Annotated in this window: 26 protein-coding genes; 11 read left to right on the top strand and 15 right to left on the bottom strand. The window is 40.8% G+C overall.

Features of this window, described 5'->3' with window-relative positions; genetic code table 11:
* Positions 1–29 precede the first annotated feature (29 nt).
* The 15 genes from bamB to MMO38_RS00130 form a co-directional block, all read right to left on the bottom strand.
* Positions 30–1172: an outer membrane protein assembly factor BamB gene (gene bamB / locus MMO38_RS00200; protein WP_241321972.1), complete on the bottom strand. Its 1143-nt coding sequence runs from the start codon at positions 1170–1172 to the stop codon at positions 30–32.
* A complete protein-coding gene (locus MMO38_RS00195; RefSeq protein ID WP_004669602.1) occupies positions 1172–1870 on the bottom strand; it encodes a tetratricopeptide repeat protein in 699 nt (232 codons plus the stop codon). Before MMO38_RS00195 ends, bamB begins: the two co-directional genes overlap by 1 nt.
* 24 nt (positions 1871–1894) lie before the next feature.
* Positions 1895–3187 carry a histidine--tRNA ligase gene (gene hisS / locus MMO38_RS00190; RefSeq protein ID WP_241321971.1) on the bottom strand — a complete coding sequence of 431 codons (1293 nt, stop codon included), beginning with the start codon at positions 3185–3187 and terminating at the stop codon, positions 1895–1897.
* A gap of 7 nt (positions 3188–3194) precedes the next feature.
* Positions 3195–4310 carry a flavodoxin-dependent (E)-4-hydroxy-3-methylbut-2-enyl-diphosphate synthase gene (gene ispG / locus MMO38_RS00185; protein ID WP_241321970.1) on the bottom strand — a complete coding sequence of 372 codons (1116 nt, stop codon included), beginning with the start codon at positions 4308–4310 and terminating at the stop codon, positions 3195–3197.
* Positions 4311–4333: 23 nt separating this feature from the next.
* A complete protein-coding gene (locus MMO38_RS00180) occupies positions 4334–5125 on the bottom strand; it encodes a RodZ domain-containing protein (RefSeq protein WP_241321969.1) in 792 nt (263 codons plus the stop codon).
* Entirely contained in the window at positions 5116–5916 is an 801-nt protein-coding gene (gene pilW, locus MMO38_RS00175) for a type IV pilus biogenesis/stability protein PilW (RefSeq protein WP_005195228.1), read from the bottom strand. The genes MMO38_RS00180 and pilW overlap by 10 nt, the downstream gene beginning before the upstream one ends.
* A 17-nt stretch (positions 5917–5933) precedes the next feature.
* Positions 5934–7169 (bottom strand): 23S rRNA (adenine(2503)-C(2))-methyltransferase RlmN, encoded by a 1236-nt coding sequence (gene rlmN / locus MMO38_RS00170; RefSeq protein ID WP_004669609.1) that lies wholly within the window; start codon positions 7167–7169, stop codon positions 5934–5936.
* 121 nt (positions 7170–7290) lie between these two features.
* A complete protein-coding gene (gene ndk, locus MMO38_RS00165; protein WP_004669610.1) occupies positions 7291–7722 on the bottom strand; it encodes a nucleoside-diphosphate kinase in 432 nt (143 codons plus the stop codon).
* A 109-nt stretch (positions 7723–7831) separates the two neighbouring features.
* A complete protein-coding gene (gene iscX, locus MMO38_RS00160) occupies positions 7832–8032 on the bottom strand; it encodes a Fe-S cluster assembly protein IscX (protein WP_004669612.1) in 201 nt (66 codons plus the stop codon).
* 95 nt (positions 8033–8127) lie between these two features.
* Positions 8128–8679 carry a phosphatase PAP2 family protein gene (locus MMO38_RS00155; protein ID WP_241321968.1) on the bottom strand — a complete coding sequence of 184 codons (552 nt, stop codon included), beginning with the start codon at positions 8677–8679 and terminating at the stop codon, positions 8128–8130.
* A 24-nt stretch (positions 8680–8703) separates the two neighbouring features.
* Positions 8704–9990 carry a glycosyltransferase family 1 protein gene (locus MMO38_RS00150; protein WP_005195219.1) on the bottom strand — a complete coding sequence of 429 codons (1287 nt, stop codon included), beginning with the start codon at positions 9988–9990 and terminating at the stop codon, positions 8704–8706.
* Between the two features lie 153 nt (positions 9991–10143).
* Positions 10144–10983, bottom strand: a complete 840-nt coding sequence (locus tag MMO38_RS00145) for a symmetrical bis(5'-nucleosyl)-tetraphosphatase (RefSeq protein WP_241321967.1) — start codon at positions 10981–10983, stop codon at positions 10144–10146.
* Positions 10983–11795: a 16S rRNA (adenine(1518)-N(6)/adenine(1519)-N(6))-dimethyltransferase RsmA gene (gene rsmA / locus MMO38_RS00140; RefSeq protein ID WP_241321966.1), complete on the bottom strand. Its 813-nt coding sequence runs from the start codon at positions 11793–11795 to the stop codon at positions 10983–10985. The genes MMO38_RS00145 and rsmA overlap by 1 nt, the downstream gene beginning before the upstream one ends.
* Before the next feature lie 62 nt (positions 11796–11857).
* Positions 11858–12841, bottom strand: coding sequence for a 4-hydroxythreonine-4-phosphate dehydrogenase PdxA (gene pdxA / locus MMO38_RS00135; RefSeq protein ID WP_241321965.1), 984 nt, complete (start codon positions 12839–12841; stop codon positions 11858–11860).
* 87 nt (positions 12842–12928) lie between these two features.
* Positions 12929–13564: a hypothetical protein gene (locus tag MMO38_RS00130; RefSeq protein ID WP_241321964.1), complete on the bottom strand. Its 636-nt coding sequence runs from the start codon at positions 13562–13564 to the stop codon at positions 12929–12931.
* A 265-nt stretch (positions 13565–13829) separates the two neighbouring features.
* Here MMO38_RS00130 and rplM point away from each other — a divergent pair, with 265 nt between their 5' ends.
* From rplM to MMO38_RS00075, 11 genes are all read left to right on the top strand, one after another.
* On the top strand, positions 13830–14258 hold the full coding sequence (gene rplM / locus MMO38_RS00125; RefSeq protein ID WP_004669626.1) for a 50S ribosomal protein L13: 429 nt from the start codon (positions 13830–13832) through the stop codon (positions 14256–14258).
* A gap of 12 nt (positions 14259–14270) precedes the next feature.
* Entirely contained in the window at positions 14271–14657 is a 387-nt protein-coding gene (gene rpsI, locus MMO38_RS00120; protein ID WP_004669628.1) for a 30S ribosomal protein S9, read from the top strand.
* Between the two features lie 133 nt (positions 14658–14790).
* Entirely contained in the window at positions 14791–15447 is a 657-nt protein-coding gene (locus MMO38_RS00115) for a glutathione S-transferase N-terminal domain-containing protein (RefSeq protein WP_004669630.1), read from the top strand.
* Positions 15448–15461: 14 nt separating this feature from the next.
* A complete protein-coding gene (locus MMO38_RS00110) occupies positions 15462–15887 on the top strand; it encodes a ClpXP protease specificity-enhancing factor (protein WP_005195215.1) in 426 nt (141 codons plus the stop codon).
* A gap of 15 nt (positions 15888–15902) precedes the next feature.
* Positions 15903–16562 (top strand): hypothetical protein, encoded by a 660-nt coding sequence (locus MMO38_RS00105; RefSeq protein ID WP_241321963.1) that lies wholly within the window; start codon positions 15903–15905, stop codon positions 16560–16562.
* Positions 16563–16949: 387 nt separating this feature from the next.
* Entirely contained in the window at positions 16950–17309 is a 360-nt protein-coding gene (locus tag MMO38_RS00100) for a hypothetical protein (protein WP_004669635.1), read from the top strand.
* Positions 17310–17460: 151 nt separating this feature from the next.
* Positions 17461–18429: a hypothetical protein gene (locus MMO38_RS00095; RefSeq protein ID WP_005195212.1), complete on the top strand. Its 969-nt coding sequence runs from the start codon at positions 17461–17463 to the stop codon at positions 18427–18429.
* A gap of 8 nt (positions 18430–18437) precedes the next feature.
* Complete coding sequence (locus MMO38_RS00090) at positions 18438–18980, top strand: ATP/GTP-binding protein (protein ID WP_005195210.1); 543 nt, start codon at positions 18438–18440, stop codon at positions 18978–18980.
* 23 nt (positions 18981–19003) lie between these two features.
* Entirely contained in the window at positions 19004–19423 is a 420-nt protein-coding gene (locus tag MMO38_RS00085; protein ID WP_004669641.1) for a roadblock/LC7 domain-containing protein, read from the top strand.
* 355 nt (positions 19424–19778) lie between these two features.
* Complete coding sequence (locus MMO38_RS00080; RefSeq protein ID WP_241321962.1) at positions 19779–21125, top strand: sphingomyelin phosphodiesterase; 1347 nt, start codon at positions 19779–19781, stop codon at positions 21123–21125.
* A 15-nt stretch (positions 21126–21140) separates the two neighbouring features.
* Positions 21141–22070 (top strand): lipase secretion chaperone, encoded by a 930-nt coding sequence (locus tag MMO38_RS00075; RefSeq protein WP_241321961.1) that lies wholly within the window; start codon positions 21141–21143, stop codon positions 22068–22070.
* Positions 22071–22191: the final 121 nt, after the last annotated feature.

Here is a 22191-nt window from a genome sequence, read left to right as displayed (position 1 = left end):
TTTTAATTTTACCACAAGCTTGGATAAAATTAACGATTCTGCCAAATGCTTAATGCACCTTTTTGAGTAGCGACGTAAAGTTGGTTGTCGATGACACGTAATGTGCGGACATCTCCACGTGTTTTAGCACGTCCAACTAGACGACCAGTTGCAGGCTCAATCAGATGTAAAACACCATCCAAATCACCAACCACCAGATTTTGACCCAACATCACAGGATTACTTAACTTACGATTTAATAAGCTTTCATTCTGCCACACCAACTCACCCGTACTGAGATCATAGGCATTCAACTTACCATCAACAGTTGAAACGAAGACTTTATCTTCAGATACTTCTGGACGGTTGGTACTACTCGCGTCTTCACTCCACACCACACGTTGTGTCGCTAAATCAGTAACCGTTACTTGCCCTTGAAAGCTCGTGGTCACTAAATACTGACCCGCAACCACTGGATCGCCATTGATATCAATCAAACGTTGAATATCGGAACGACCTTCGCTAATGGCAACACGACGTTGAAACTGCGGTATACCGCTAATCACATCAATTGCATAGATATATGCATTCGCTGAAGCAATCAGTACCGTGCGTTCACCTAAAGGAACAGGTGCAGCTTGACCACGTAAACTAAACTGAATATTAGGCAGCTTATAGGCCCAAACCTGTTGTCCTGAAACTGCATCGTGTGCAAATACAGTCCCATCATTTGCCAGTGTAATCACCCGCCCCAACTGTATCGAGGATGGAGATAAAATCGCACCAGACAACTGTGTTGCCCACTTTTGCTCACCTGTAGCTTGGTCTAAAGCAAACAATTGCCCTTTACGATTACCAATGACAACAATCCCTTCACCCGCTTCGACACCAGCAGTTAGCTCTTGTTTGGTTATCTTACTTTTCCAAAGACGCTGTTTGCCTTGATAAGCTGAAACTTGTCCATCAGGATCAGGCGTAAAAATCACACCATTGTCCGTATCCAACTGCAAACGTAATGACTCAGCAGCATTGGTAGAGGAAACACTTTGTGAAAAAACAAGGTTTAAACTCTGTTCTTGCGTGATTTTTGGCAATGGGTTTGGTTTCACTGGCTTAACTTTATTACTCGAACATCCAACGAATAAAGCTGAGGCAATGGCGATTGCCAATGGTAGTTTTAGTTTATTCTGCATTAAGACTCATCCACATTGGTATCTAAGATCGGGCGCTCAATTTCAGGATCATCTACTAAAACGCCAACACTTTCGAGTTTAATTTGTAAAAGCTGACGCTCTTTTTTGCGTTCGATCAAACTATCCCATGCACTTTGATAGGCTTTACGTGCTGATTCAGTATCTTTCTTCGCAACAAAAATATCACCGCGAAGTTCGTCTACTGTCGCTTTAAACGTAGGCTCAGTCACATTGGCCAGTGTTTTTAAGGCTTCGTCATACTTTTTCTGAGCGAGTTGTGCATCGGCTAAACGTAGTTTAACAATTTGTACTAAACCAGCATCTTTGACTGCTGAGTTTTCGACTTTCTTCAATGCTTTTTCAGCCGCCGCATAGTCATCTTTATCATAAGCCAACTTAGCTAACAGGAATTGGGTCTGGATTGCATGTACCGAATTTGCATCTTCTTTCACAATTTTATCTGCTGATTCAGATATCGTCGCAAAAGCATTAGGCTGACCTGCCAGCACATTGGCTTCATCCATCAATTTTTGTACTTTCGCCGTTTGACTCTGCGCTTCAGCAAGCGTTTTCTTTTGCCAGTATTCCCATCCGAAAAAGGCAATCAAGGCAATGAGAATTCCGCTAATGATTGCAGAACCATATTTTTTGGCAAACGACTTAAATTGGTCGAATTGTTCATCATCACTTAAACTCATGTGATTGTCCTTTTCCTAAATATTTTATTGTTTAAATTTCTCGATAAAAAATGAGGTCAGCTCTGCTATGGCAACTTGTGACTGCTCTGCAGTTGCAAGCTCTTTTACCAAAAGCTGCTGTGATTCCCACTCGCGCTCACCCAATATCACCGCATAGATCGCACCCGACTGATCCGCCTTTTTCATTTGGCTTTTCATACTGCCTTGAGAACCTGTTTTAAGGCGAATTGGACTATTTGCAGCTTCGAGTTGATCACGAATTTGCTCAGCCAATAACAATGCTTTGGCTTGATAAGCAGGCTCAGCCAATAAGAACACTTCACAGTCGCGTACAACCTTCTCTTGTTCTACTTGCTCAAGCAACAGCAACAAACGCTCCATTCCCATCGCGAAACCGACAGCAGGTACAGATTGATCTGCTTTACCTTTTAACTGCCCAACCAAACCATCGTAACGACCACCCGCACAGACTGTTCCTTGTGACCCCAACATCGTTGTCGTCCACTCGAAAACTGTCTTGTTGTAGTAATCTAAGCCACGCACCAATTTTTGGTTAATCACAAATTCAATGCCAGCATCGGTTAAGTATTGCTTTAATTGTTCAAAGTGATTGATGGTGTCTTCTTTCAAGAAATCATGCAATTTAGGCGCGTTTTCTAGAATCTTTTGCGTTGATTCACTCTTAGAGTCCAAAATACGCAATGGATTGGTGCTGAGACGACGTTGAGAATCTTCGTCTAATGCCTCTTTATGCTGATTTAAAAACTCAACCAAAGCTGCGCGATACTCTGCTCGTTCGTCTGTTTCACCCAAAGTATTGAGCTCTAAACGGACTTTGTCTGCGACACCCATACGCTTCCACAGACGTGCAGTCATTAAAATGAGTTCAGCATCGATATCAGGCGTTGCTACACCAAAGGTTTCCACACCGAACTGGTGGAACTGGCGATAACGGCCTTTTTGCGGTTTTTCATAGCGGAACATTGGGCCAACATACCAAACACGTGGTGTTGCACCACGCAATAAGTTATGTTCCAACATGGCGCGTACACAGCCCGCTGTGCCTTCAGGACGCAAAGTTAGTGATTCTGGCGGTGTTCCTTTGTCAAAAAAGGTATACATTTCTTTTTCAACAATATCGGTTGCATCACCAATGGCACGCTTAAATAAACCTGTTTGCTCTACGATAGGCAGACGAATTTGTTGATAGCCGTAAGCATCCATTAAAGATGCAAGTTGTTGTTCCAGACTTCTCCAAGCCGCAGTTTGCGTTGGAAGGGTGTCATTAAAACCTTTGATCGCGACGATTGAACTCATGACCTACTCAAAAACTTGTACGAATAATTTCTTTAGATTTGGCTTCTTCAATCTCTTGAACACGCTGACGAACCATGGTCTCTATTTCATCAACCAACTGATTGGTGTCAATTAAATGACTTTTTTCACCATTTCGATAGACCAGTGAACGCGGTGACGCACCAACAATACCAATATCGGCTTCTTTGGCTTCACCTGGACCATTCACTTTACATCCGATCACAGATAAATCCATCGGTGTACGAATATCTTCTAAACGTTCTTCTAATGCTTGCATCACTTGAATCACGTTGAATTCTTGACGTGAACAACTTGGGCAAGCAATAAAGTTAATTCCATTTGAGCGCAAACCCAATGATTTTAAAATATCAAAACCAATTTTGATTTCATCTTCGGGTTCAGCAGCCAGCGAAATTCGCATGGTATCGCCAATACCTTCCATCAGTAATCCGCCAAGCGCAATCGCTGATTTCACTGTACCTGTACGATAAATTCCTGCTTCAGTGACACCTAAATGCAATGGATTATCAATCTGTTGTGACAACAAACGATAGGCATCCATGGTTAAAAACACATTGGATGCTTTGACACTAATTTTAAACTCATGAAAGTTTAAACGATCGAGGATATCAATATGACGCATCGCAGATTCAAGTAAAGCTTGACCTGTTGGTTCGCCATATTTCGCTTGTAAATCTTTTTCTAACGAACCCGCATTGACCCCAATACGAATTGAAATATCATGATGTTTGGCAGCAGCAACGACTTCACGTACTTTTTGATCAGAGCCAATATTACCAGGGTTAATCCGCAAGCAATCAGCACCATAATCCGCCACAGCCAATGCAATACGATGATCAAAGTGAATATCTGCCACTAAGGGCACAGAAACACGTTTACGAATTGCACCGAACGCCTCTGCTGCTTCCATCGAGGGCACAGAAACACGCATAATGTCAGCACCTGCTTCTGCACAACGCTCAATTTGCGCGACAGTCGCATCCACATCACAGGTTTCAGTATTGGTCATACTCTGAACACTAATCGGGGCATCACCACCGACATACACCGATCCCACACGAATTTTACGTGTTGGGCGGCGCTTAATTGGGTTCACGATCATCGTATAGCTCTACCTTTTCAACATTAGCGAGACAAACGGAATTCAGCTTTACCATTTACAGTATAAGGACGTAAGGAAATCTGTTCTTGATTTAAGCTGAGTGATACAGCAGTTGCATCATCCAAACGGATTTGGAATGGCGATTCACCAGTCAACGTAAGCGTCGATGCTTGACGACCAGTTGCCAAAACTTTAGCGGTTGAATCCACAATATGCACGGATGTTGGTCGGCTAAAATTCAATACAAGCTGATCACCTGATGTTATAACTGTATTCGCCATTGGAAGAATTTCAATATTTGAATTGGTGATCTTTGGCACATCGATATCATCTTTGCTGCTTGTTGACCAATTTTGCACAGCCGTAACTGCTAACCAACCCAATAAACCAACAATCACCAGAATCGCAATACGCTTTAACCATTGACGATTACGGACACTGTTTGAGCCTGAAAGCTTCCCCATGATTTTGATTGGTGAGTTATTCAAAGCATGGCTTGCTTTTAACCCAGTATCATTGACATAGATTTCATCAAAACGATGGATTATGGCACTGGCATCTGCATTTAAGTATTTTGCGTAAGCGCGATAATAACCTTTGATGAAGGTTGCTTCAGGCAACGAGGTATAATCGTCTTTTTCTAATGCCGTCAAGGTTTTGACGGGCATATTCATTTCACGCGCTATCTCTTCCAGTTCTTTCTTTTGTGCAATACGAATTTGACGCAAATACTCACCAGGTCGTTGAATATTTCCCAAAGTTGACGAAGGAGAGTTTGAGCCAGTTGGCTGATGTGAATTTGGATTTATTTCCATACGGCCTCAGTACTGTACTGTAATTGCAAATAACGTTGATATTCTAGACTTTCTGGAAACAAAGCACGCAATTGATTGACTAACACTTGCATTCCCAATTGATCCGCATTCGCTCGAGCTATGCGTATACCCAGCCAAAGCGCACGTGCACCTTGGTTTTTTTGTCCCACATTACGAACATATTGTTCATATAGTTGTGACGCGTCTCTATTGTTTTGTTGCAAATAGAAAATTTCCGACAACTCTAACATTGAAATGGTTGCATTTCGATTTGCTTGTAGTGCCTGTTTGAATGATTTTTCAGCATTCGCAACATCATCTGTGATTAGATAGATCCGCCCTAAATTTTCCAACGCCTGAGAGCGTTGATCATAACCTAAGGTTGCACCCGCACGGGCGAACTGCTCAATCGCTTCATTATAGCGCTGCATTTGATACAAATATGTACCGTAATTATTACGAGCTTGTGCATTATTCGGTTCAGCAGAAATTGCGCGCTTAAAATAAGCGTCCGCTTTTTCCATATTCAGTTTACTGCCCTCTTGTTGCAGTAAAATGCCCATCATCATATTGGCATTTGCATCACGGGAATTGATTTTTAAGGCTTGGTCGAGTGAACGTTTAGCAGCATCGAGATCACCGTTACGAATATATTCCGCTGCTAACTGGCTACGAACCTGCACGGCCTTTTCAGGGTTTTTGGTCGATGATGTGGTTTGGCAAGCTGTTAAACCCCACACAGCAAGTACAACTGTTGTCGCTATAATCGTTTTTAGTCGAGTTGTATTCAACGCTTTATCCCCAAGTATTATCCTTGTGTGCGCAAAATTTCTTGTCGTTGCGCCACTTTCTTTTTCCACTGTTCGGCGCGACGAGTACGGTCAGCAACTTGTCCCACCAATTGTCCACACGCTGCATCGATATCATCACCACGTGTCTGACGAATCGTACACACAAATCCTGCATCAGACAAAGTTTTTTGGAAAGCAATGATGCGATTACGACTAGAACGTCCATAAGGCGCATGCGGAAATGGATTAAATGGAATTAAGTTAATTTTACTCGGTAAATTTTTTAACAACTTCACCAGTTGTTGTGCATGCTCTGGATGATCATTGACCCCTTCAAGCATGACATACTCAATAGTCACATGCTTACGTGCACTTTCATTGCCATCTTTGGCCAAATATCGCTGACACGCAGCAATCAATTGTTCTAATGGGTATTTTTTATTAATTGGCACCAGTTCATTGCGCAACTCATCATTCGGCGCATGCAATGAGATCGCCAATGCCACATCAATATCTTGTATTAACTGATCAATTTTAGGAACAACACCAGAAGTTGATAAAGTCACACGTCGTTTAGACATGCCATAAGCAAAATCATCCAACATCAAGCGCATTGAGCTGAGGACTGCATCATAATTTAATAATGGTTCACCCATGCCCATCATCACCACATTGGTCACAGTACGTTCCCGTTCTGCCACAGGCACTTCTTCCATATAAGAATAATTTGCCATCCAAAGCTGACCAATGATTTCCGCAGGGGTTAAATCACGTTGGAAACCTTGTTTACCTGTCGAACAAAATGAACAATCTAATGCACAGCCCACTTGAGAAGAAATACATAAGGTCTTACGAGAGCCTGTTTTATCTTCCGCAGGAATCAAGACTGTTTCAACGAGCGATCCTTCACCCTCTCCTACTCGGAACACCCACTTACGTGTCCCATCTTTTGAATAGTTACGATGAACCACTTCAGGCGCTTTAATTTCACAAATTTTTTCGAGTTTTTCACGCAATTTACCTGAGATATTGGTCATCTCAGCAAAATCAGTCACGAAAAATTGATGAATCCACTTCATGATCTGACCGGCACGAAACTTTTTTTCGCCCATGTCTTCGAAGAATTTTTCGAGTTCAACTCGCGACATGCCAAGTAAATTTACTTTATTGTCGGCAGCTTGAACGACAGGCGTAGTGAATGACTGTTGTTTTTCATCTGAATTTTCTGATGAAACGACGACTGCAGAACTCATGTGAATTTACCTAAACAATATCAGCGCTAGAAAACACTGTGCGTTATTTGCACAATACAATCTATAAAAAATAAAAAACCAGATAAGTAGTATACCACTTATCTGGCTTGAATACTTTGGATTAACGAGTGCGTGGGCAGATCTCGTTATCAGCAAAGAAGTAAGCGATTTCACGCTCAGCAGAAGCAACTGAGTCAGAACCGTGTGCAGCATTTTCATCGATGCTTACAGCGAAATCAGCGCGGATTGTACCTGGCGCCGCTTCTTTAGGGTTTGTTGCACCTAAAATTTCACGGTGAGCAAGAACAGCATTTTCACCTTCAAGAACAGAAACAACCACTGGACCAGAAGTCATGAAAGCAACTAAGTCACCAAAGAAACCACGTTCTTTGTGCTCAGCATAAAAACCTTCAGCATCAGTTTGAGAAAGCTGTTTCATTTTAGTTGCAACAATTTTCAAACCTGCCTTTTCGAAACGAGCAAAGATGTCGCCGATGTGGTTTTTAGCTACTGCATCTGGTTTTACGATAGATAATGTACGTTCAATCGCCATGATTGGCTCCTATTATGGTCTAAACATTAAAAAATTTGCCGCATTATACCGATGTCATCATGAATAATCAGCTTGAATCTGTAAAAGTTCAACGATTTCGGATGAATTTCTAACGAACCTCATCCAGCCATGCCATCTGAATCGCTTCAAGCAAACCTTCTGTTGATTTCGTTGGGTCATCACTAAAGTCAGGCAAAGCACACACCCACGCATGAAGATCGGTAAAACGGATCCATTGCGGATCCACCTCTGGATGTGCTTCGACCAATTCAATCGCGATATCCATGGTATCTGTCCAACGTAAGCCCATATAACAACCTAAGTAAATAAATATAATTAGAGCTACTTTAACAAATCATCAGATTTAAGCGGTAGTATTCTGTTGCTAAATTCGCTCGCAAGCGCTTATAAAAGGATATTAAAGCTTGGCGCGAGTAAAATGATAGCACTGGCAACCGACGCACCAATCATCGCTCCCACAATCACATCACTTGGGTAATGCAGCCCTAGAACCATCCGAGACAATGCAACAAGCAGGGTAAATGGCAGCATCAGTATCAGTAAAATCGGCTGAATATAACCCAATGTAATCGTTAGCATGACCGCATGTAAGGTATGCCCCGATGGAAAGCTGAAATGATCCAATGGTCGCTCACCCAAGACAATGACTTGATGGACTTGATAAGGTCTCGGACGCGTCGTTTTATGTTTTAAAAATTTATAAATTGCAGTACCAAGCAAACCCGCTGCAATCAAATACAGAATTTTCAGACCGTAAGCCAAGCCTTGCATCGCCCAGACAGACAACAACATGACATACCAAAATGGACCATCACCCAAACGACTAATCGTTTTAAAAAATAAGGCAATGCGTTGTGACTGGGAGAGATGGTTAAGGTATAAACACCCTTTTAAATCAAGATCTAACATTTTTATTTTTGCATTTTGAAAATTCATAATCTTCTCCTATTTGAGAATACTTTAGGTAGAGCGCATAGGTGACTCCTTCGCTACCTGATAAAGTGCTTGTTCTAATTGTTGTACAGGAAATTGCCAACTCGATTGTTGTACACTTTCACTGGCGAGTAAGCCCATTTGTCGCAACTGCGGAAGTGCAGGTAAATGGCAAATGGATTGAATTAAATCGGCTGTGTTCCCTAGTGGACTCAACCATCCCGTAATGTCCTGTTTGACGTGCTGATGTGCGCAAACGTAATCATAAGCCACGACAGCTAAGCCACTGGCAATCGCTTCGAGTACGACATTGCCAAAGGTATCGGCTTGGCTTGCAAAGGCAAAAACATCCGCACTTGCATATGCAGCCGACAATTCACGACCACTGAGGCTGCCCATAAAAATCACATCTTGCGAGGTGGTTAATTTACTTAAGCGCACGCGATCAGGGCCATCACCGACGATCACAAACTTAAAATTTGCGCCTTGCTGTGCCTGTAGCGCATGGAAACTTTTAATCAATACGTCTACTTCTTTTTCTGGCGACAAGCGCCCCACATACAACATCACCCGCGTATCAGCATCAGCACCCCATTGTTGGCGTAATTGTGCTGAACGATGTTTTGGTGAGAATTTTGTAGTATCCACACCGCGTCCAACCACCACCAAGGGACAGGTCACACCGAAGCCACGTAAGGCTTGCTCGGTATATTGACTTGGCACACAAGTCACATCAGTGCTGTTATGAAACCATGTTAAATAGCGTTGAATCGGCTTTACTAAAAAAGCCAAGTCAAAGAAGCGACTAAAGTCATGAAAAGCTGAATGAAAGCCACTTGATACCGCGATTTTTTTAGATTTAGCGGCTTGTAAAGCGGTCAATCCTAAAGGCCCCTCAGTCACGATATGCACCACATCTGGTGCAAATTTTTCAAAGGCTTTTGAAACCTTTAAATATTGTGGCCAACCAAATTGGACGCTTGGGTACTTTGGGATGGGTTGTGCAAGAACAAAACATTCCTGATCAGGATGAAATTCTGTACACACGCCTTTCTGTGTCGGACGAACCAATAAAATCTTATGACCTAGACGTTGCAAACCTTGGCACAACTGCATCATCGACAAAGCCACACCATTGATTTCTGGTGGCCATGTTTCAGTCACGATTGCAATTCTTAAACGAGGACGAACTAAATCTTGAAGTTCAGATAATTCATTTTGTTGATCTTTAAGTTGTTTCCTTTTAAAGTAAAATTTTATACTTTCGGGAAACTGATCTTGCTTTAATAGAGATGTCGCGTATGTACTTTGCATATCGCCATCCATTTGTGTCGTTATTTTCATGCTTTAAGCTTATAAAATTTTTTTGACACTTTAATGATCAATAGATGACAGTTTTTTGACAGTGTTAAAATAAAAAAGCCCTCTCCCAAACTGAGACAGAGCTTAAAAATACTCAATACTTTATTAGTTCAATGGATTATCCACTGCAAAAAGTTGCTCATCCTCCAAACGGTAAGCAATCAATTGCTGCCCCCAAACACAACCGCCGTCAACACTCTGAATTTTTGGACTTACGGTTTTGCCGTGTAAAGCCGCCCAATGCCCGAAAAGAATGTGGTGTGTTTGCGCAGTCTGACTTTCAAAATCAAACCAAGGCTGAAACCCTTCTGGCATCGGCGCGTCTAAACCATCTTTAAAACTAAACTCAAGACGCCCATCTACATCAGTCAAACGCATACGGGTTAAATAATTGGTAATACAGCGCAGACGCGCCATATCGGTTAAGTCCTCAGACCAAACATCCGGTTGTGTACCAAACATTTCTGCCAAAAAATGATCCAGCACACTTAAATCATCATGACCAACAACGTCTTGCACTTCACGCGCATAGCGTTCAGTTTGCTGAGCATTCCACAACAAAGGAACACCTGCATGCGTCAAAATCGTGTGTTGATTTGGCAATAAACACAAAGGTTGTTTACGCAGCCAGTCAATCAATTCATCACCATCAATCGCATCAATGATATCTTGCGTACCATCTTTGTCTTTGATTTTTTTAAAACCGCGTGCGCAAGCAATTAAGGTCAAATCATGATTGCCTAAAACAGTTGCAGCAGCACCCCGATCAGCGAGCTTTTTAACAAAGCGCAATGCGCCAACCGAGTTTTCACCACGCGCAACTAAATCACCAGCAAACCACAAAAAGTCTTGATCAGGATCAAAGCGAATTTGTTTCAATAATGCTTTGAGTGCCTCGAAACAACCTTGCACATCACCAATGACATAGTTATAACGCTTTGACATTAAGACACCATTTGATCAGATAACGCGACGAACTGAGCCAAGCTTAACGTTTCTGGACGCGCCATCGGATCAACACCTGCTTTTTCAAAACCATCCTCAGCTAACATTCCTTTCAGACTATTACGCAACGTTTTACGACGTTGCGTAAAAACATGTCCAACCAATCGTGCTAAAGCTTTTTCATTATTTGCCACAATCGGCTTGGTTTCATACGGCTCTAAACGGAATACGGCAGAAGTTACTTTTGGCGGTGGATTAAATGATCCTGGTGGCACTTCAAATAAAAATGTCGGTTTGCAAAAATACTGAATCATCACCGACAAACGACCATATTCTTTGGTATTTGGCACAGCGGTAATACGATCCACAACCTCTTTTTGCAACATAAAATGCATATCTTTGACTTTGCTACCAAACTCCAAGAGATGGAACAATAAAGGCGTTGAGATGTTATATGGCAAATTCCCCACGACACGAAGTGGACGACCCTTTTGAAACAATTGAGTGAAATCGTATTTCAATGCATCCGCTTCAATAATCGTCAAACGCTCAGGGTGTGGTACACGCGCAGGTAAGCCTGCTGCCAAGTCGCGATCTAGCTCCACGACAGTCAGAGCATCACATTCACCGATGAGAGGCGAGGTCAATGCAGCCAAACCAGGACCAATTTCGACAATATTTTCGCCCGTACGCGGATTTACAGAGCGTACAATTTTGGCAATTACACGTTGATCATGTAAAAAGTTCTGACCAAAACGTTTTCGAGCCTGATGCCCTTCATCTTTAGGGTTTAGGGCATTAATTTGATACATATATTTATACTCAATATTTCAAACTTAATTCTCCCCTCGTTGATATAGAGGGTAAGAAGTGACTAAAACTTCGCAAGGGAGGTTCGAGCTAAATCAAGGGCTAAATCGACTGCTACATGCAAACTCGATGATTTTGCTTGCCCAGTGCCTGCAAGAGAAAGAGCTGTACCATGATCGACTGAGGTTCGAATAAATGGTAAGCCTAAAGTAATATTTACCGCTTCACCAAAGCCCTGTGATTTTAACACAGGTAAACCTTGATCGTGATACATTGCCAAAACAGCATCTGCATCTTTAAGGTTTTCAGGGGTGAATAAAGTGTCTGCGGGCAAACTCAAACTCATATCGATGCCTTGTATACGATAGCTTTCCAGCACAGGATTGATGACTTCAATCTCCTCTCGTCCCAAATAACCATCCTCACCCGCATGAGGGTTTAATCCACACACTAAAATTCGCGGCGCTGCAATTTTAAATTTTGTTTTTAAATCATGAATCAGAATATCAATCACTTGATGCAAGCGTTCTTTGGTAATTGCATCTGGGACATCCCGTAAAGGTAAATGCGTGGTAGCTAAGGCAACGCGTAATGTTTTGGTCGCGAGCATCATCACGACGCGATCAACACCTGAAAACTCTTGGTAATATTCAGTATGACCACTAAAGCCAATACCTGCATCATTAATAATAGACTTCTGCACGGGTGCTGTCGCAACGCCCACACTCGCACCTGCCATTGCATAATCTGCGGAACGGCGCAATTGTTCCAATACATAGGCAGCATGTGCTGGATTTAATTGTCCCAATTCAACTGGCTCAGTCAAAGGCACATGCTCAACAAAGAGCTGTCCTGTTTCACTCGATTGACGCTGCCCTTGATATGGGATTAATTCAACAGAAATTTTCAACTGATCAGCGCGCTGCTGCAACATGTCCCTATCCGCGAGGACCACAATCGGACGCTCATCCACTCGCTCTGCCAAAGCTAAACAAATATCAGGTCCAATGCCTGCTGGTTCACCAGAAGTGACATATAAAGGAAGCATACTTACCGCCAATCATTGATGATTTCTACTTAGTGTAACCAAAATCTAAAATCAGCTATAGCGTTTCCTTTTTATAATTCCCACACATTATTCGCTGCTGGTATTTTTAGGTAAATTTTGCGGCACTAAATTCGAAGGCGAAAAATGTGGGGTTCGGGTCCAAGGGTTAATTTTTGATGGTGTTTTTTTCTCTATTTGCACAACCTCAGTTAAATCCGCCTTTTTCTCAGTCACAAGAACCGCGCTACTTGGCTTCTCGACCAGCGGATTGGGCGTGATCTCTTTCTTTTCAACGATCTGAACGTGCTGGACAGGTGATGCTTCTTTTTTATCTATTGGCGGCGTAACGGCGATCACAGAAGTTGGAGGTGAATAAGCCGTTGTCGGCATCCCTTGCTTCACTATGGTTTGCGTTGTTGGTTGAGACTGAGTTGGTGGTGCGACCACGCCTGTAGAGGATGATTGAAGATGCGTCTGATCCACAGGAATCTCGATTGCTTTCATTTCAGCAGTGACTGCCATCGCAGGGTCAACATAGCCATTGCCACGACTTTCCAAAACCTCAAGCTTGCGACTGGTTCCCTCTCTAGGCTGAAATTCTGAATAATTGGTGACGCTGCCCTGATCTACCCATTTATAAAGCCGTCGCGCATTTGTCTGTGCTGAACAAACGCAGATTAATATTGTAACTACAATCATTTTTGTAGAAGACGACAACTCCATCAAATTCCCCAAAAGAAGAGGTTAATACTTCTATTTATTTCAATTAATTAATATAAAATCATAGGGCAAAGCCACATTTGTCACAAGGCAAATAATAGAGCTTAAAATTAAAGTCCGGTTATTGACCAAATCAGTCACATTGCAGCAAATTCTAGTATCTTAAGTGAATTATTGTTGTGCGTGTTTATAAATTCATGTAAAATTCCGTCTCCTTTTGTTTGGACAGATTCCACCGTCCAAACCAACTATAATAGGTAGTGGTTTAATGAAAACTCTCAGCGCTAAGCCTGCTGAAGTTCAACATGACTGGTATGTTGTTGATGCTTCTGGCAAAACTTTAGGTCGCCTTGCGACTGAAATCGCTCGTCGTTTACGCGGTAAGCATAAAACGTCTTATACTCCTCACGTTGACACTGGTGATTACATCGTTATTATCAATGCTGAGCAAATTCAAGTGACTGGTAAAAAAGCACTTGATAAAAAATATTATCGCCATACTGGTTTCCCTGGTGGTATCCGTGAGACTAACTTCGAGAAGTTAATTGCTCACAAACCTGAAGCAGTTTTAGAAAAAGCTGTTAAAGGTATGTTACCAAAAGGTCCTCTTGGTTATGCAATGATCAAAAAAATGAAAGTGTACGCTGGTACTGAGCATCCTCATACTGCTCAACAGCCACAAGTTTTGGACATCTAAGGGATACAGCACATGGCTACTAATTATGGTACAGGTCGCCGTAAGACCGCAACTGCACGTGTTTTCTTGTCAGCTGGTACAGGCAAACTCGTAATTAACAATCGTACTCTAGAGCAATATTTCGGTCGTGAAACTGCTCGTATGGTTGTGCGTCAGCCTTTAGAGCTTTTAGAAGTAACTGAAAAATTTGACCTTTATATCACCGTTAAAGGCGGTGGTATGGGTGGTCAAGCTGGCGCGATCCGTCACGGTATTACTCGTGCATTGATCGCTGCTGATGAAGATCTAAAACCTGCTCTTCGTCAAGCTGGTTTCGTTACTCGTGATGCTCGTGAAGTTGAACGTAAGAAACTTGGTTTACGTAAAGCACGTAAGCGTCCTCAATTCTCTAAACGTTAATCGTTTTTCGAATTGGACAAAAAACCTCGGATTTCTCCGAGGTTTTTTTATTTATAGTCACGATGATATTTCATGGATGCTTTTTCTGCGGTTTTTTAGTATGCTGAACCGTTTATATCTCTAGCTTTGTAATATGTCGTCGGTTGAGAATACCCCAGTTCAGGGCATTACCCTTTATAGTCATGCAGATGATTTCCGTTCACACTGGATTCGCTTGTTATTAGCAGAAAAGCAAATCAAATATCATCTAATCATAACCGACCATGAAGATGAAGATTTAGCAGATCTAAATCCATACAATCAACTCCCGATGCTGATCGAACAGAATCTAAAATTATTTTCACCAAATGTAATTGCTGAATATTTAGATGATCGCTACCGTCAAAACAAATTATATGCTGATGCCCCAATGACGAGAGCCGAGCAGCGCCAATATATCTGGCGTTTTGAACAAGACTGGTTCAAGCTCGCTGATCAGATGTTGAGACATAGCGATACACTCGACCCAAAGCAAAAGCAAAAAGCACAAAAAGAACTTAGAGATACCCTTATTTCCCTAACACCGCTGTTCCAACATTACCCCTTTTTTATGTCTGAAACATTTTCTATCTTAGATTGTATGCTCGCGCCGATTTTTCTGAGATTAAAAAGTATGGGGATTGAGCTGCCTGCACAGCACTGCCGACCTATTTTCTTGTATTGTCATCGTATCTTTAGCCGTCCATCGTTCACTAAATCAATGACAGCCCAAGAAAAAAACAGCTACAATGAATTGATTTCTACGATTTAATAAGTTTTTCAATTATGTCTGAGCAAATAACTTTTACACCGACACGCCCATATCTTGCTCGTGCCATTTATGAATGGATTTGCGATAATCAACTGACGCCTTATTTACTGGTCGATGCAACACAGCCACATACTGATGTTCCGCTGCAATTTGTCAAAGATGGTCAAATTGTTTTGAATCTTGCACCACATGCGGTTCATCAGCTAAATATCAGCAATGAAATGATTTGTTTTTCTGCTCGATTTGGCGGCGTAGCAAAAGAAATCTATGTGCCCATTCAGGCCGTATTGGGTATCTATGCAAAAGAAAATGGACAAGGTTTATTTTTCGACCCTTCTGAATATACTGATATTGAAGTCACCACAACAGCTCAAATAGATGAACCAAAGCAAAAAACTGAACCAAGTAAAAAGAAACCTTCTCTTAGAATTCTAGATTAAACGAGGATATCCCTGATGGCATTTGACTTAGTTCAATATTTTTCTGAACAAATTAAAATTCAAAAACCACAACTTTTTAATCAATATTCTCAAAAAGAAAAGCAACTTCATATTGACGAGATCAATGCGCTTGCGCTTGGTCGATTGATTAGCCTTTGGAAACAGAATCATCAAAAGCTGTATCAGGAGGTTCAAAACTCTGATCCACTTTATATCCAAGAAATCACACGACACCTGACCACCTCAGCGCACAACCAATCAACGCTCAGTGCCTCAGAATTAGAAACCAGTCTCACTGAGGTGTTATCGTTACAATTCGCCGAATTAAAACAATTAGACCAAACAGGAAGTTTTGGTTTAGCAGGTTTAACAGAGTTACTGTTGGGTCAAATTGAGCACTTATCTGGACAAGCCGAAGACTGGGTGTGGTCAACCAATCAGTTAACCGAATTATTAGGCTCTAAGCCCGTTGAACAAGAAGAAATCTCTCTTGAAGCAACCATGCAAGAATTTAATCAATTGGTTCATCAAGCACAACCGAATGCGCATGAAGATACCGTATTGGAAGCTACTCCTCCGCTCACACCGACTTGGTCCTATATCGCTGCTCCGCTGGTGGCGTTGATTATTCTGATGATTTTATATTGTGCTTACAGCCAATTGGTTTATGTTTAAACACCTTCTCTCAGATAGAGAAAGCAGAATAACTTTCTCTATCCCTTCCCAAACTTACACACACTTTAGTTTATTTAATTATTAGTTTAAGAATTCTAATTAAAACACTTTTACATTTATTTACAATACAAAAAACCAAGAAAACCCCATCATTATTGTGAATAAAATCACATTTAAAACAAAATATAATCCTTAATTAATATTATAATTCGTTTACTTGACAAAAATTGTCAATTCCTAACATTTCTATTATTTAAATTAGGCTAAAGCATGATTGATTTAATAAAATACTCTCCTATAATGAAATTAAGTACTTTTGAAAACCAATTAAAACAAAAGTAACTTATATAAACTTATAAACAAGAATGTATCAGTAGAGATAATATCATGGCTAAAATTTCATTAGAAAGCTTATCAAACATTGATGGTTTCGTTGCAGCAGCATTAGTAGACACAGAAAGTGGCTTAGCGCTCGCAACTCAAGGTGGGGGCACAATTGATTTAGAGCTTGCAGCTGCAGGTAATACTGAGGTTATACGAGCAAAACGCCGTGTTGCTAACTCATTGAAACTAAACGATGATATTGAAGACATTTTAATTACACTAGGTAAGGCTTATCACTTAATCCGTCCATTGGAAAGCAATGGAAATCTATTCCTTTATGTTGTACTAGACCGCAGTAAATCCAACCTTGCAATGGCTCGTCATGAACTGAAAACGTTTGAGAAAGAGTTAGACTTTGCTTAATTAGCAATAGCAAAACATTTAATATATTAGACTTCCTATATCTATTTTTATTTTAGTTAAAATTAAAAATAATATAAGAGGTCTAATATTAGTCTCTCTAAAAAGACTAATTTTGCTCAGTCCAATATTTTACCATTATTAAAGTGATACTATGAATGGGCATTGCATTAATATCGCGATTTCAGGTATAAGTTTAAAAGTTTCAGATGAGTTAAAATTAGAACTTAGAAAAACAATACCTAATGAGTTTGGCATTAATTGGATTAATATTGCCGATCCAAATATAGACTTATTATTAATAAATGAAAACTTTTTCGATACCGAAGGTATCCAACGCATCTTAGAACAAAAACAACTCCCTTGTTTAAAGATATCAAAGGGACAAGGTTCTTGTCACATAGAAGAACACAACACACTTTTTCTACCCTTCCAACACACTGATGCACTCAAGAACTGGATTCATCTTCGCCTTTTAAGTTATTTGTCTGATCAACGAATGCAACAACCAAAAGTGGAACTGGTCTCGACACACAATGCCATCAATCAAAAGTTTTTAACAGAGATGTTAAATCCAGAAAATGCTCGTCTGCATCTTTTTGATGATCACGGGACTTTAGCGATTATTGATACACGCAGCCAAATTGCTTGGCTAGAACCGACACGTACCCATACACAAACTAACCATAGTTTTAATTATGAATTTGCCACAACGTCCGATTTCACCAAAGTGTCGCGTAAAGTGGAATACAACTTACAAGACTGGTTATGGAATCTTTTTTGGCATTCTGTCGAATTTCAGCGCCTCGCCCCTAGCGAAAGTGAGTATTACAAACTCGATTTTTGGCCACAGCCTGCTCAGCACAATGATCGTAAAACCATCCTACAACTTTCAGCATGTTTTATCCAAGGTGCTCAACTTGGTCAGGTTGCCACACAATTAAAATTACCGATTCAAACAGTTCAACAATTTATTTCTGCTTGCATCGTTTCGAGCAACGGCGGCATCGTCTCGGCTTCAGAAAGCCATTATTTACAAACAGAGACCGCCGAACAAACGACTGAGCAACACGGTTTTTTAAATAAATTTTTCGGCAAAATTAGACGCCGTTTTGGTCTTTAAGGAATGACATGATACTTCAACAATATAAAATTGTTTTCGCAGGAAGTATGGGTTCAGGGAAAACTGAAGCGATCAAATCTCTCTCGGAAATTCCAGTACTTGCCACGGAAGCATTCAATACGGATACCCAAGCGCATAATAAAGTAGAAACGACTGTAGGGATTGATTACGGCGAAATCACACTTGATGATGGCGTAAAAATCGGTCTTTATGGCACGCCAGGGCAAACACGTTTTGACTTTATTTGGCCTGTCATTTGCCAAGGTGCACTGGGTGTGGTGCTACTGGTCGATCACAATAGTAAAGTTCCACTGGAAGAACTTGAAGGCTATTTAGATCGATTTAAAGACTATACGCAAAACATCTCGATTGGTGTTACACACGTAGATGAAAACAAAGGACAGCCCACGTCAATCTATCGAGATTGGTTAATCCAAAACAACTATCAATACCCACTATTTTTTATAGATGCCCGTAAACAAGAACATATCCTGCTCATGATTGAATCACTGATTGCCACACTAGAAGTCAATTTAAAAGCGACCAATTAATCACTTTATAAAAGAGAAGAATTATGCTCAGTATTCCCAGCCAACAACGTACCGCGCCAAAAGAACTTATTCAGTTTGCGAAAGCGCAAGCCAATGATATTTTGATCAATATTCGAGGCATTGACTACATTATGCTTTGCTCTACCGATGGTTTTGAGCTTGCTTCGATTTATAAAAAAAATCCATATAACAGTAGCAAACTGGCAGCGGTAAGCAGCTCAATACTGGCGATGGTCAGTGCTTTTCTCAATGAGATCCAACTCACAGGATGTCAAAGTATTACCTTAGATGCAGAAAATGGCAAAGCGATACTGACGGCGATTCCCTCTCCCCATCACCCAATGGTCATGGTGACGTTAAGCAATAAAGATGTTCTTCTAGGGCAATTGCTATATAGCCTCAAACAAGCCAGTGCAGCCATCAGCGCAGCAGATCAAGCTTAATCCTCTCATTTACTTTACTCAATCTGTCAGGGGGCAACCTCCCTGTCAGATTTTTTTATTTGTATAAAAAATCTATCAATAGATAATAAATTTTCATATTCGAACCTACACCTCCCATCAAGTTTATCGTAGCAATCAAAAAACATTAGCGAATGACTATTTCAAAATCATCTATATAGATGATTTTTCCTGAATCAGACGAACGGTTTAAAAATTACATGATTTAGCAACAAAATTTTATTATGATAATTTGCGAACAAATAACAACACTAATTTTCAAAAATGAAAACCAACAAGATTGCTTGATTGAAGCGATTCATCAACGCAATGCACTATCAACAAGGAGAAACATTAAATGGGGCTGAAAAATATTAAATTCAGTGTAGCAACAACACTACTGATGGGTACTTTTGCCATGCAAGATACACTGGCAGATTCTTATGTGTTCATTACCAATACCACACCTGAAACTGTATCAATACAAGTCAACCATACTGGTAGTCAAACATTAGAACAAGGAAACCAGTGGGCACAAGAAGCAACACAACTTGCGCCTTATGAAACCAAGCGTGTGCTGCGCATGAATCGTTATTCAGGATTAAAATCTGGACAGACTTATAATTTTGATACGGTTGTTTCAAGTGGAAGCTCGCAAGTAACATTCAAACAATCGATGACGGGGACTTGGTCTGGAAGTACCATCAAGCACGGCATCCAAACGGCATCTACTACATCACCTTGGTATACTGATCGCAATGTTCATCGCATCAATACTACTTATGCAGGCTTATCGGCACAGGCTGCGGTTAAAGCCGTATATACAGGCGGTTACGATGATTTTCATTACACCATCCATCAAAACACTGTCCAAGAACCGATCTCAAGCAGTGCAGATGAATTAAAAGTACTGTCCTATAACATTTACGCACTGCCCATGGTTGCAAGTAAAATTAGTGAGCGTTTAGCAGAACTTCCAAATCATTTAAATGGTTATGATGTGATTTTAATGCAAGAAGCATTTGCATCTTCTCGTACAGGGATGTTGAATCAACTGGCACAACAATATCCATATCAAACACATATCCCAGTCGGTTCAGGTTATAACTTATTTGATAGTGGGCTCGTGATCGTCAGTCGTTATCCTATTGTGAAAACAGCACAACAGATTTATCCAGATTGTACAGGAACAGATTGTTTTGCGGATAAAGGCGTGTTGTATGCGGAAATTATCAAAAATGGTAAAGCCTATCATGTGACCTCAACGCATACCGCATCGTTTGATACCACCGAAGCACGTGCGTTACGCCAAGTTCAATTCCAGCAAATTCGTCAGTTAATCAACCAACAAAATATCCCGAGTTTTGATGCTGTATTGATGGGCGGAGACTTTAATGTCAACAAGCTGTTATGGCCGCAAGATTATCAAGACATGCTTACCAACCTAAATGCGACAGCACCCGTCAGCACAGGTTATACCGAATCTACATTTGATCCTCGTATTAATAAACTCGCTGGCGCAGCAGGTTCAGGTGGCACAACGGTTGAATACTTGGATTATGTGGTTTCTTCAAATACGCATCGCCAACCGATTCAATCGCGTAATGATGTTCGTATTTTACGTTCTACCGCAGACCCACTATTTATGACATGGGATCTTTCTGACCATTTCCCTGTAATGGGACATTTTAACTACAATCCATAAAACGGAATACTGTGGATGAATAAAAGACTATTACTGACAATCGTTATTGTTTTACTGGTCTTGGTCGGAATTGTAGTCTGGAAGAGCAGCGCCTCTTCCGCTGCAATCCAGCAAAGCCAAACCATGCCATTCTCTGATGATTCAACAACGCATTCGACAGATGGAACTATGCAGAATAAAACCACAGATGAGCTTTTTCAAGAATCCTTATTGAGACAATTACAAGTGCTTCAGAAGCAACCTGGAAATATCACTCAATTTTTGAATGACTTTAAAGCGAATTGTCATGTACAAGACTGTAATGCGGCTTTAGCAAAAGCATTGGCAGATTATCCTGACCAAGAATTTGCGCATTTGGTTGAAAATTTATTAAAACGTATGCCGCAATATGAACAGCACATGCAAATTACAGTGCTTTCAACCTCCTTATCTCCGCAAGAACGTTTCAATGCTTTATGGAAATTAAGAGAACAAATGCTGGGAAAAGCTGAAGCGATGCTTGGTTTTGGACAAGAGCGTAATTATGCGGATTACAAATTTGCTTATGCAGAGATTAAGCAAAATAGAGATCTGAATGCAGAACAACGTTTAAAAGCTTTCGAGGAATTGCAACGTCGATATCCAGATGCAACTCAACAACAAAGCAAAATTGGACTGTATGAACAATCCATTGAATTACTCAATCAAAACCACAACAATTCTGCCGAGACTGAACGTTTAAAACAGATCTTGCAGCAACGTTATCTCACGGAACAGGAACGACAAGACATTCAACGTCGAGATCAACGTGAAATACAACAACAGCAACAAGTGAATCAATACCAGCAAGCATTACAACAATTACAACAAGACATGCAACCTTTGAAAAATCAGCTCTCAGAGGCCGAGTGGCAGCAACAGTATCAACAGCGACTAGAAACATTAAGATCAAGCATGTTCCCATAAAATAAGTACCATCCCACTAATCGGGGTGGTCACTATTTCACCGCTGGGATTTTTTACTTATACTGATTCATAGACAGACATTCACCTTGCACAATCACGCTTAATTTTTTATGGAAATCAA

The sequence above is a fragment of the Acinetobacter sp. NIPH 1852 genome (genome assembly GCF_022549455.1).
Classification (GTDB): Bacteria; Pseudomonadota; Gammaproteobacteria; order Pseudomonadales; family Moraxellaceae; genus Acinetobacter.
Note: the sequence above shows the minus strand (reverse complement) of the source record. Positions and strands in the feature narration are given on the sequence as shown.

What these genes read in the sequence shown, in the direction of transcription:
- MMO38_RS00075 (WP_241321961.1), top strand. Translation starts at nt 21,141, where the DNA reads ATGAATAAAAGACTATTACTGACAATCGTTATTGTTTTACTGGTCTTG.
- hisS (WP_241321971.1), bottom strand. Translation starts at nt 3,187, where the DNA reads ATGAGTTCAATCGTCGCGATCAAAGGTTTTAATGACACCCTTCCAACG.
- MMO38_RS00105 (WP_241321963.1), top strand. Translation starts at nt 15,903, where the DNA reads ATGGCATTTGACTTAGTTCAATATTTTTCTGAACAAATTAAAATTCAA.
- MMO38_RS00080 (WP_241321962.1), top strand. Translation starts at nt 19,779, where the DNA reads ATGGGGCTGAAAAATATTAAATTCAGTGTAGCAACAACACTACTGATG.
- rsmA (WP_241321966.1), bottom strand. Translation starts at nt 11,795, where the DNA reads ATGTATCAAATTAATGCCCTAAACCCTAAAGATGAAGGGCATCAGGCT.
- MMO38_RS00145 (WP_241321967.1), bottom strand. Translation starts at nt 10,983, where the DNA reads ATGTCAAAGCGTTATAACTATGTCATTGGTGATGTGCAAGGTTGTTTC.
- MMO38_RS00180 (WP_241321969.1), bottom strand. Translation starts at nt 5,125, where the DNA reads ATGGAAATAAATCCAAATTCACATCAGCCAACTGGCTCAAACTCTCCT.
- MMO38_RS00095 (WP_005195212.1), top strand. Translation starts at nt 17,461, where the DNA reads ATGAATGGGCATTGCATTAATATCGCGATTTCAGGTATAAGTTTAAAA.
- MMO38_RS00090 (WP_005195210.1), top strand. Translation starts at nt 18,438, where the DNA reads ATGATACTTCAACAATATAAAATTGTTTTCGCAGGAAGTATGGGTTCA.
- pdxA (WP_241321965.1), bottom strand. Translation starts at nt 12,841, where the DNA reads ATGCTTCCTTTATATGTCACTTCTGGTGAACCAGCAGGCATTGGACCT.
- MMO38_RS00110 (WP_005195215.1), top strand. Translation starts at nt 15,462, where the DNA reads ATGTCTGAGCAAATAACTTTTACACCGACACGCCCATATCTTGCTCGT.
- rlmN (WP_004669609.1), bottom strand. Translation starts at nt 7,169, where the DNA reads ATGAGTTCTGCAGTCGTCGTTTCATCAGAAAATTCAGATGAAAAACAA.
- MMO38_RS00115 (WP_004669630.1), top strand. Translation starts at nt 14,791, where the DNA reads ATGTCGTCGGTTGAGAATACCCCAGTTCAGGGCATTACCCTTTATAGT.
- MMO38_RS00100 (WP_004669635.1), top strand. Translation starts at nt 16,950, where the DNA reads ATGGCTAAAATTTCATTAGAAAGCTTATCAAACATTGATGGTTTCGTT.
- rplM (WP_004669626.1), top strand. Translation starts at nt 13,830, where the DNA reads ATGAAAACTCTCAGCGCTAAGCCTGCTGAAGTTCAACATGACTGGTAT.
- ndk (WP_004669610.1), bottom strand. Translation starts at nt 7,722, where the DNA reads ATGGCGATTGAACGTACATTATCTATCGTAAAACCAGATGCAGTAGCT.
- MMO38_RS00150 (WP_005195219.1), bottom strand. Translation starts at nt 9,990, where the DNA reads ATGCAAAGTACATACGCGACATCTCTATTAAAGCAAGATCAGTTTCCC.
- MMO38_RS00195 (WP_004669602.1), bottom strand. Translation starts at nt 1,870, where the DNA reads ATGAGTTTAAGTGATGATGAACAATTCGACCAATTTAAGTCGTTTGCC.
- rpsI (WP_004669628.1), top strand. Translation starts at nt 14,271, where the DNA reads ATGGCTACTAATTATGGTACAGGTCGCCGTAAGACCGCAACTGCACGT.
- MMO38_RS00085 (WP_004669641.1), top strand. Translation starts at nt 19,004, where the DNA reads ATGCTCAGTATTCCCAGCCAACAACGTACCGCGCCAAAAGAACTTATT.
- MMO38_RS00155 (WP_241321968.1), bottom strand. Translation starts at nt 8,679, where the DNA reads ATGAATTTTCAAAATGCAAAAATAAAAATGTTAGATCTTGATTTAAAA.
- ispG (WP_241321970.1), bottom strand. Translation starts at nt 4,310, where the DNA reads ATGATCGTGAACCCAATTAAGCGCCGCCCAACACGTAAAATTCGTGTG.
- bamB (WP_241321972.1), bottom strand. Translation starts at nt 1,172, where the DNA reads ATGCAGAATAAACTAAAACTACCATTGGCAATCGCCATTGCCTCAGCT.
- MMO38_RS00130 (WP_241321964.1), bottom strand. Translation starts at nt 13,564, where the DNA reads ATGGAGTTGTCGTCTTCTACAAAAATGATTGTAGTTACAATATTAATC.
- iscX (WP_004669612.1), bottom strand. Translation starts at nt 8,032, where the DNA reads ATGGGCTTACGTTGGACAGATACCATGGATATCGCGATTGAATTGGTC.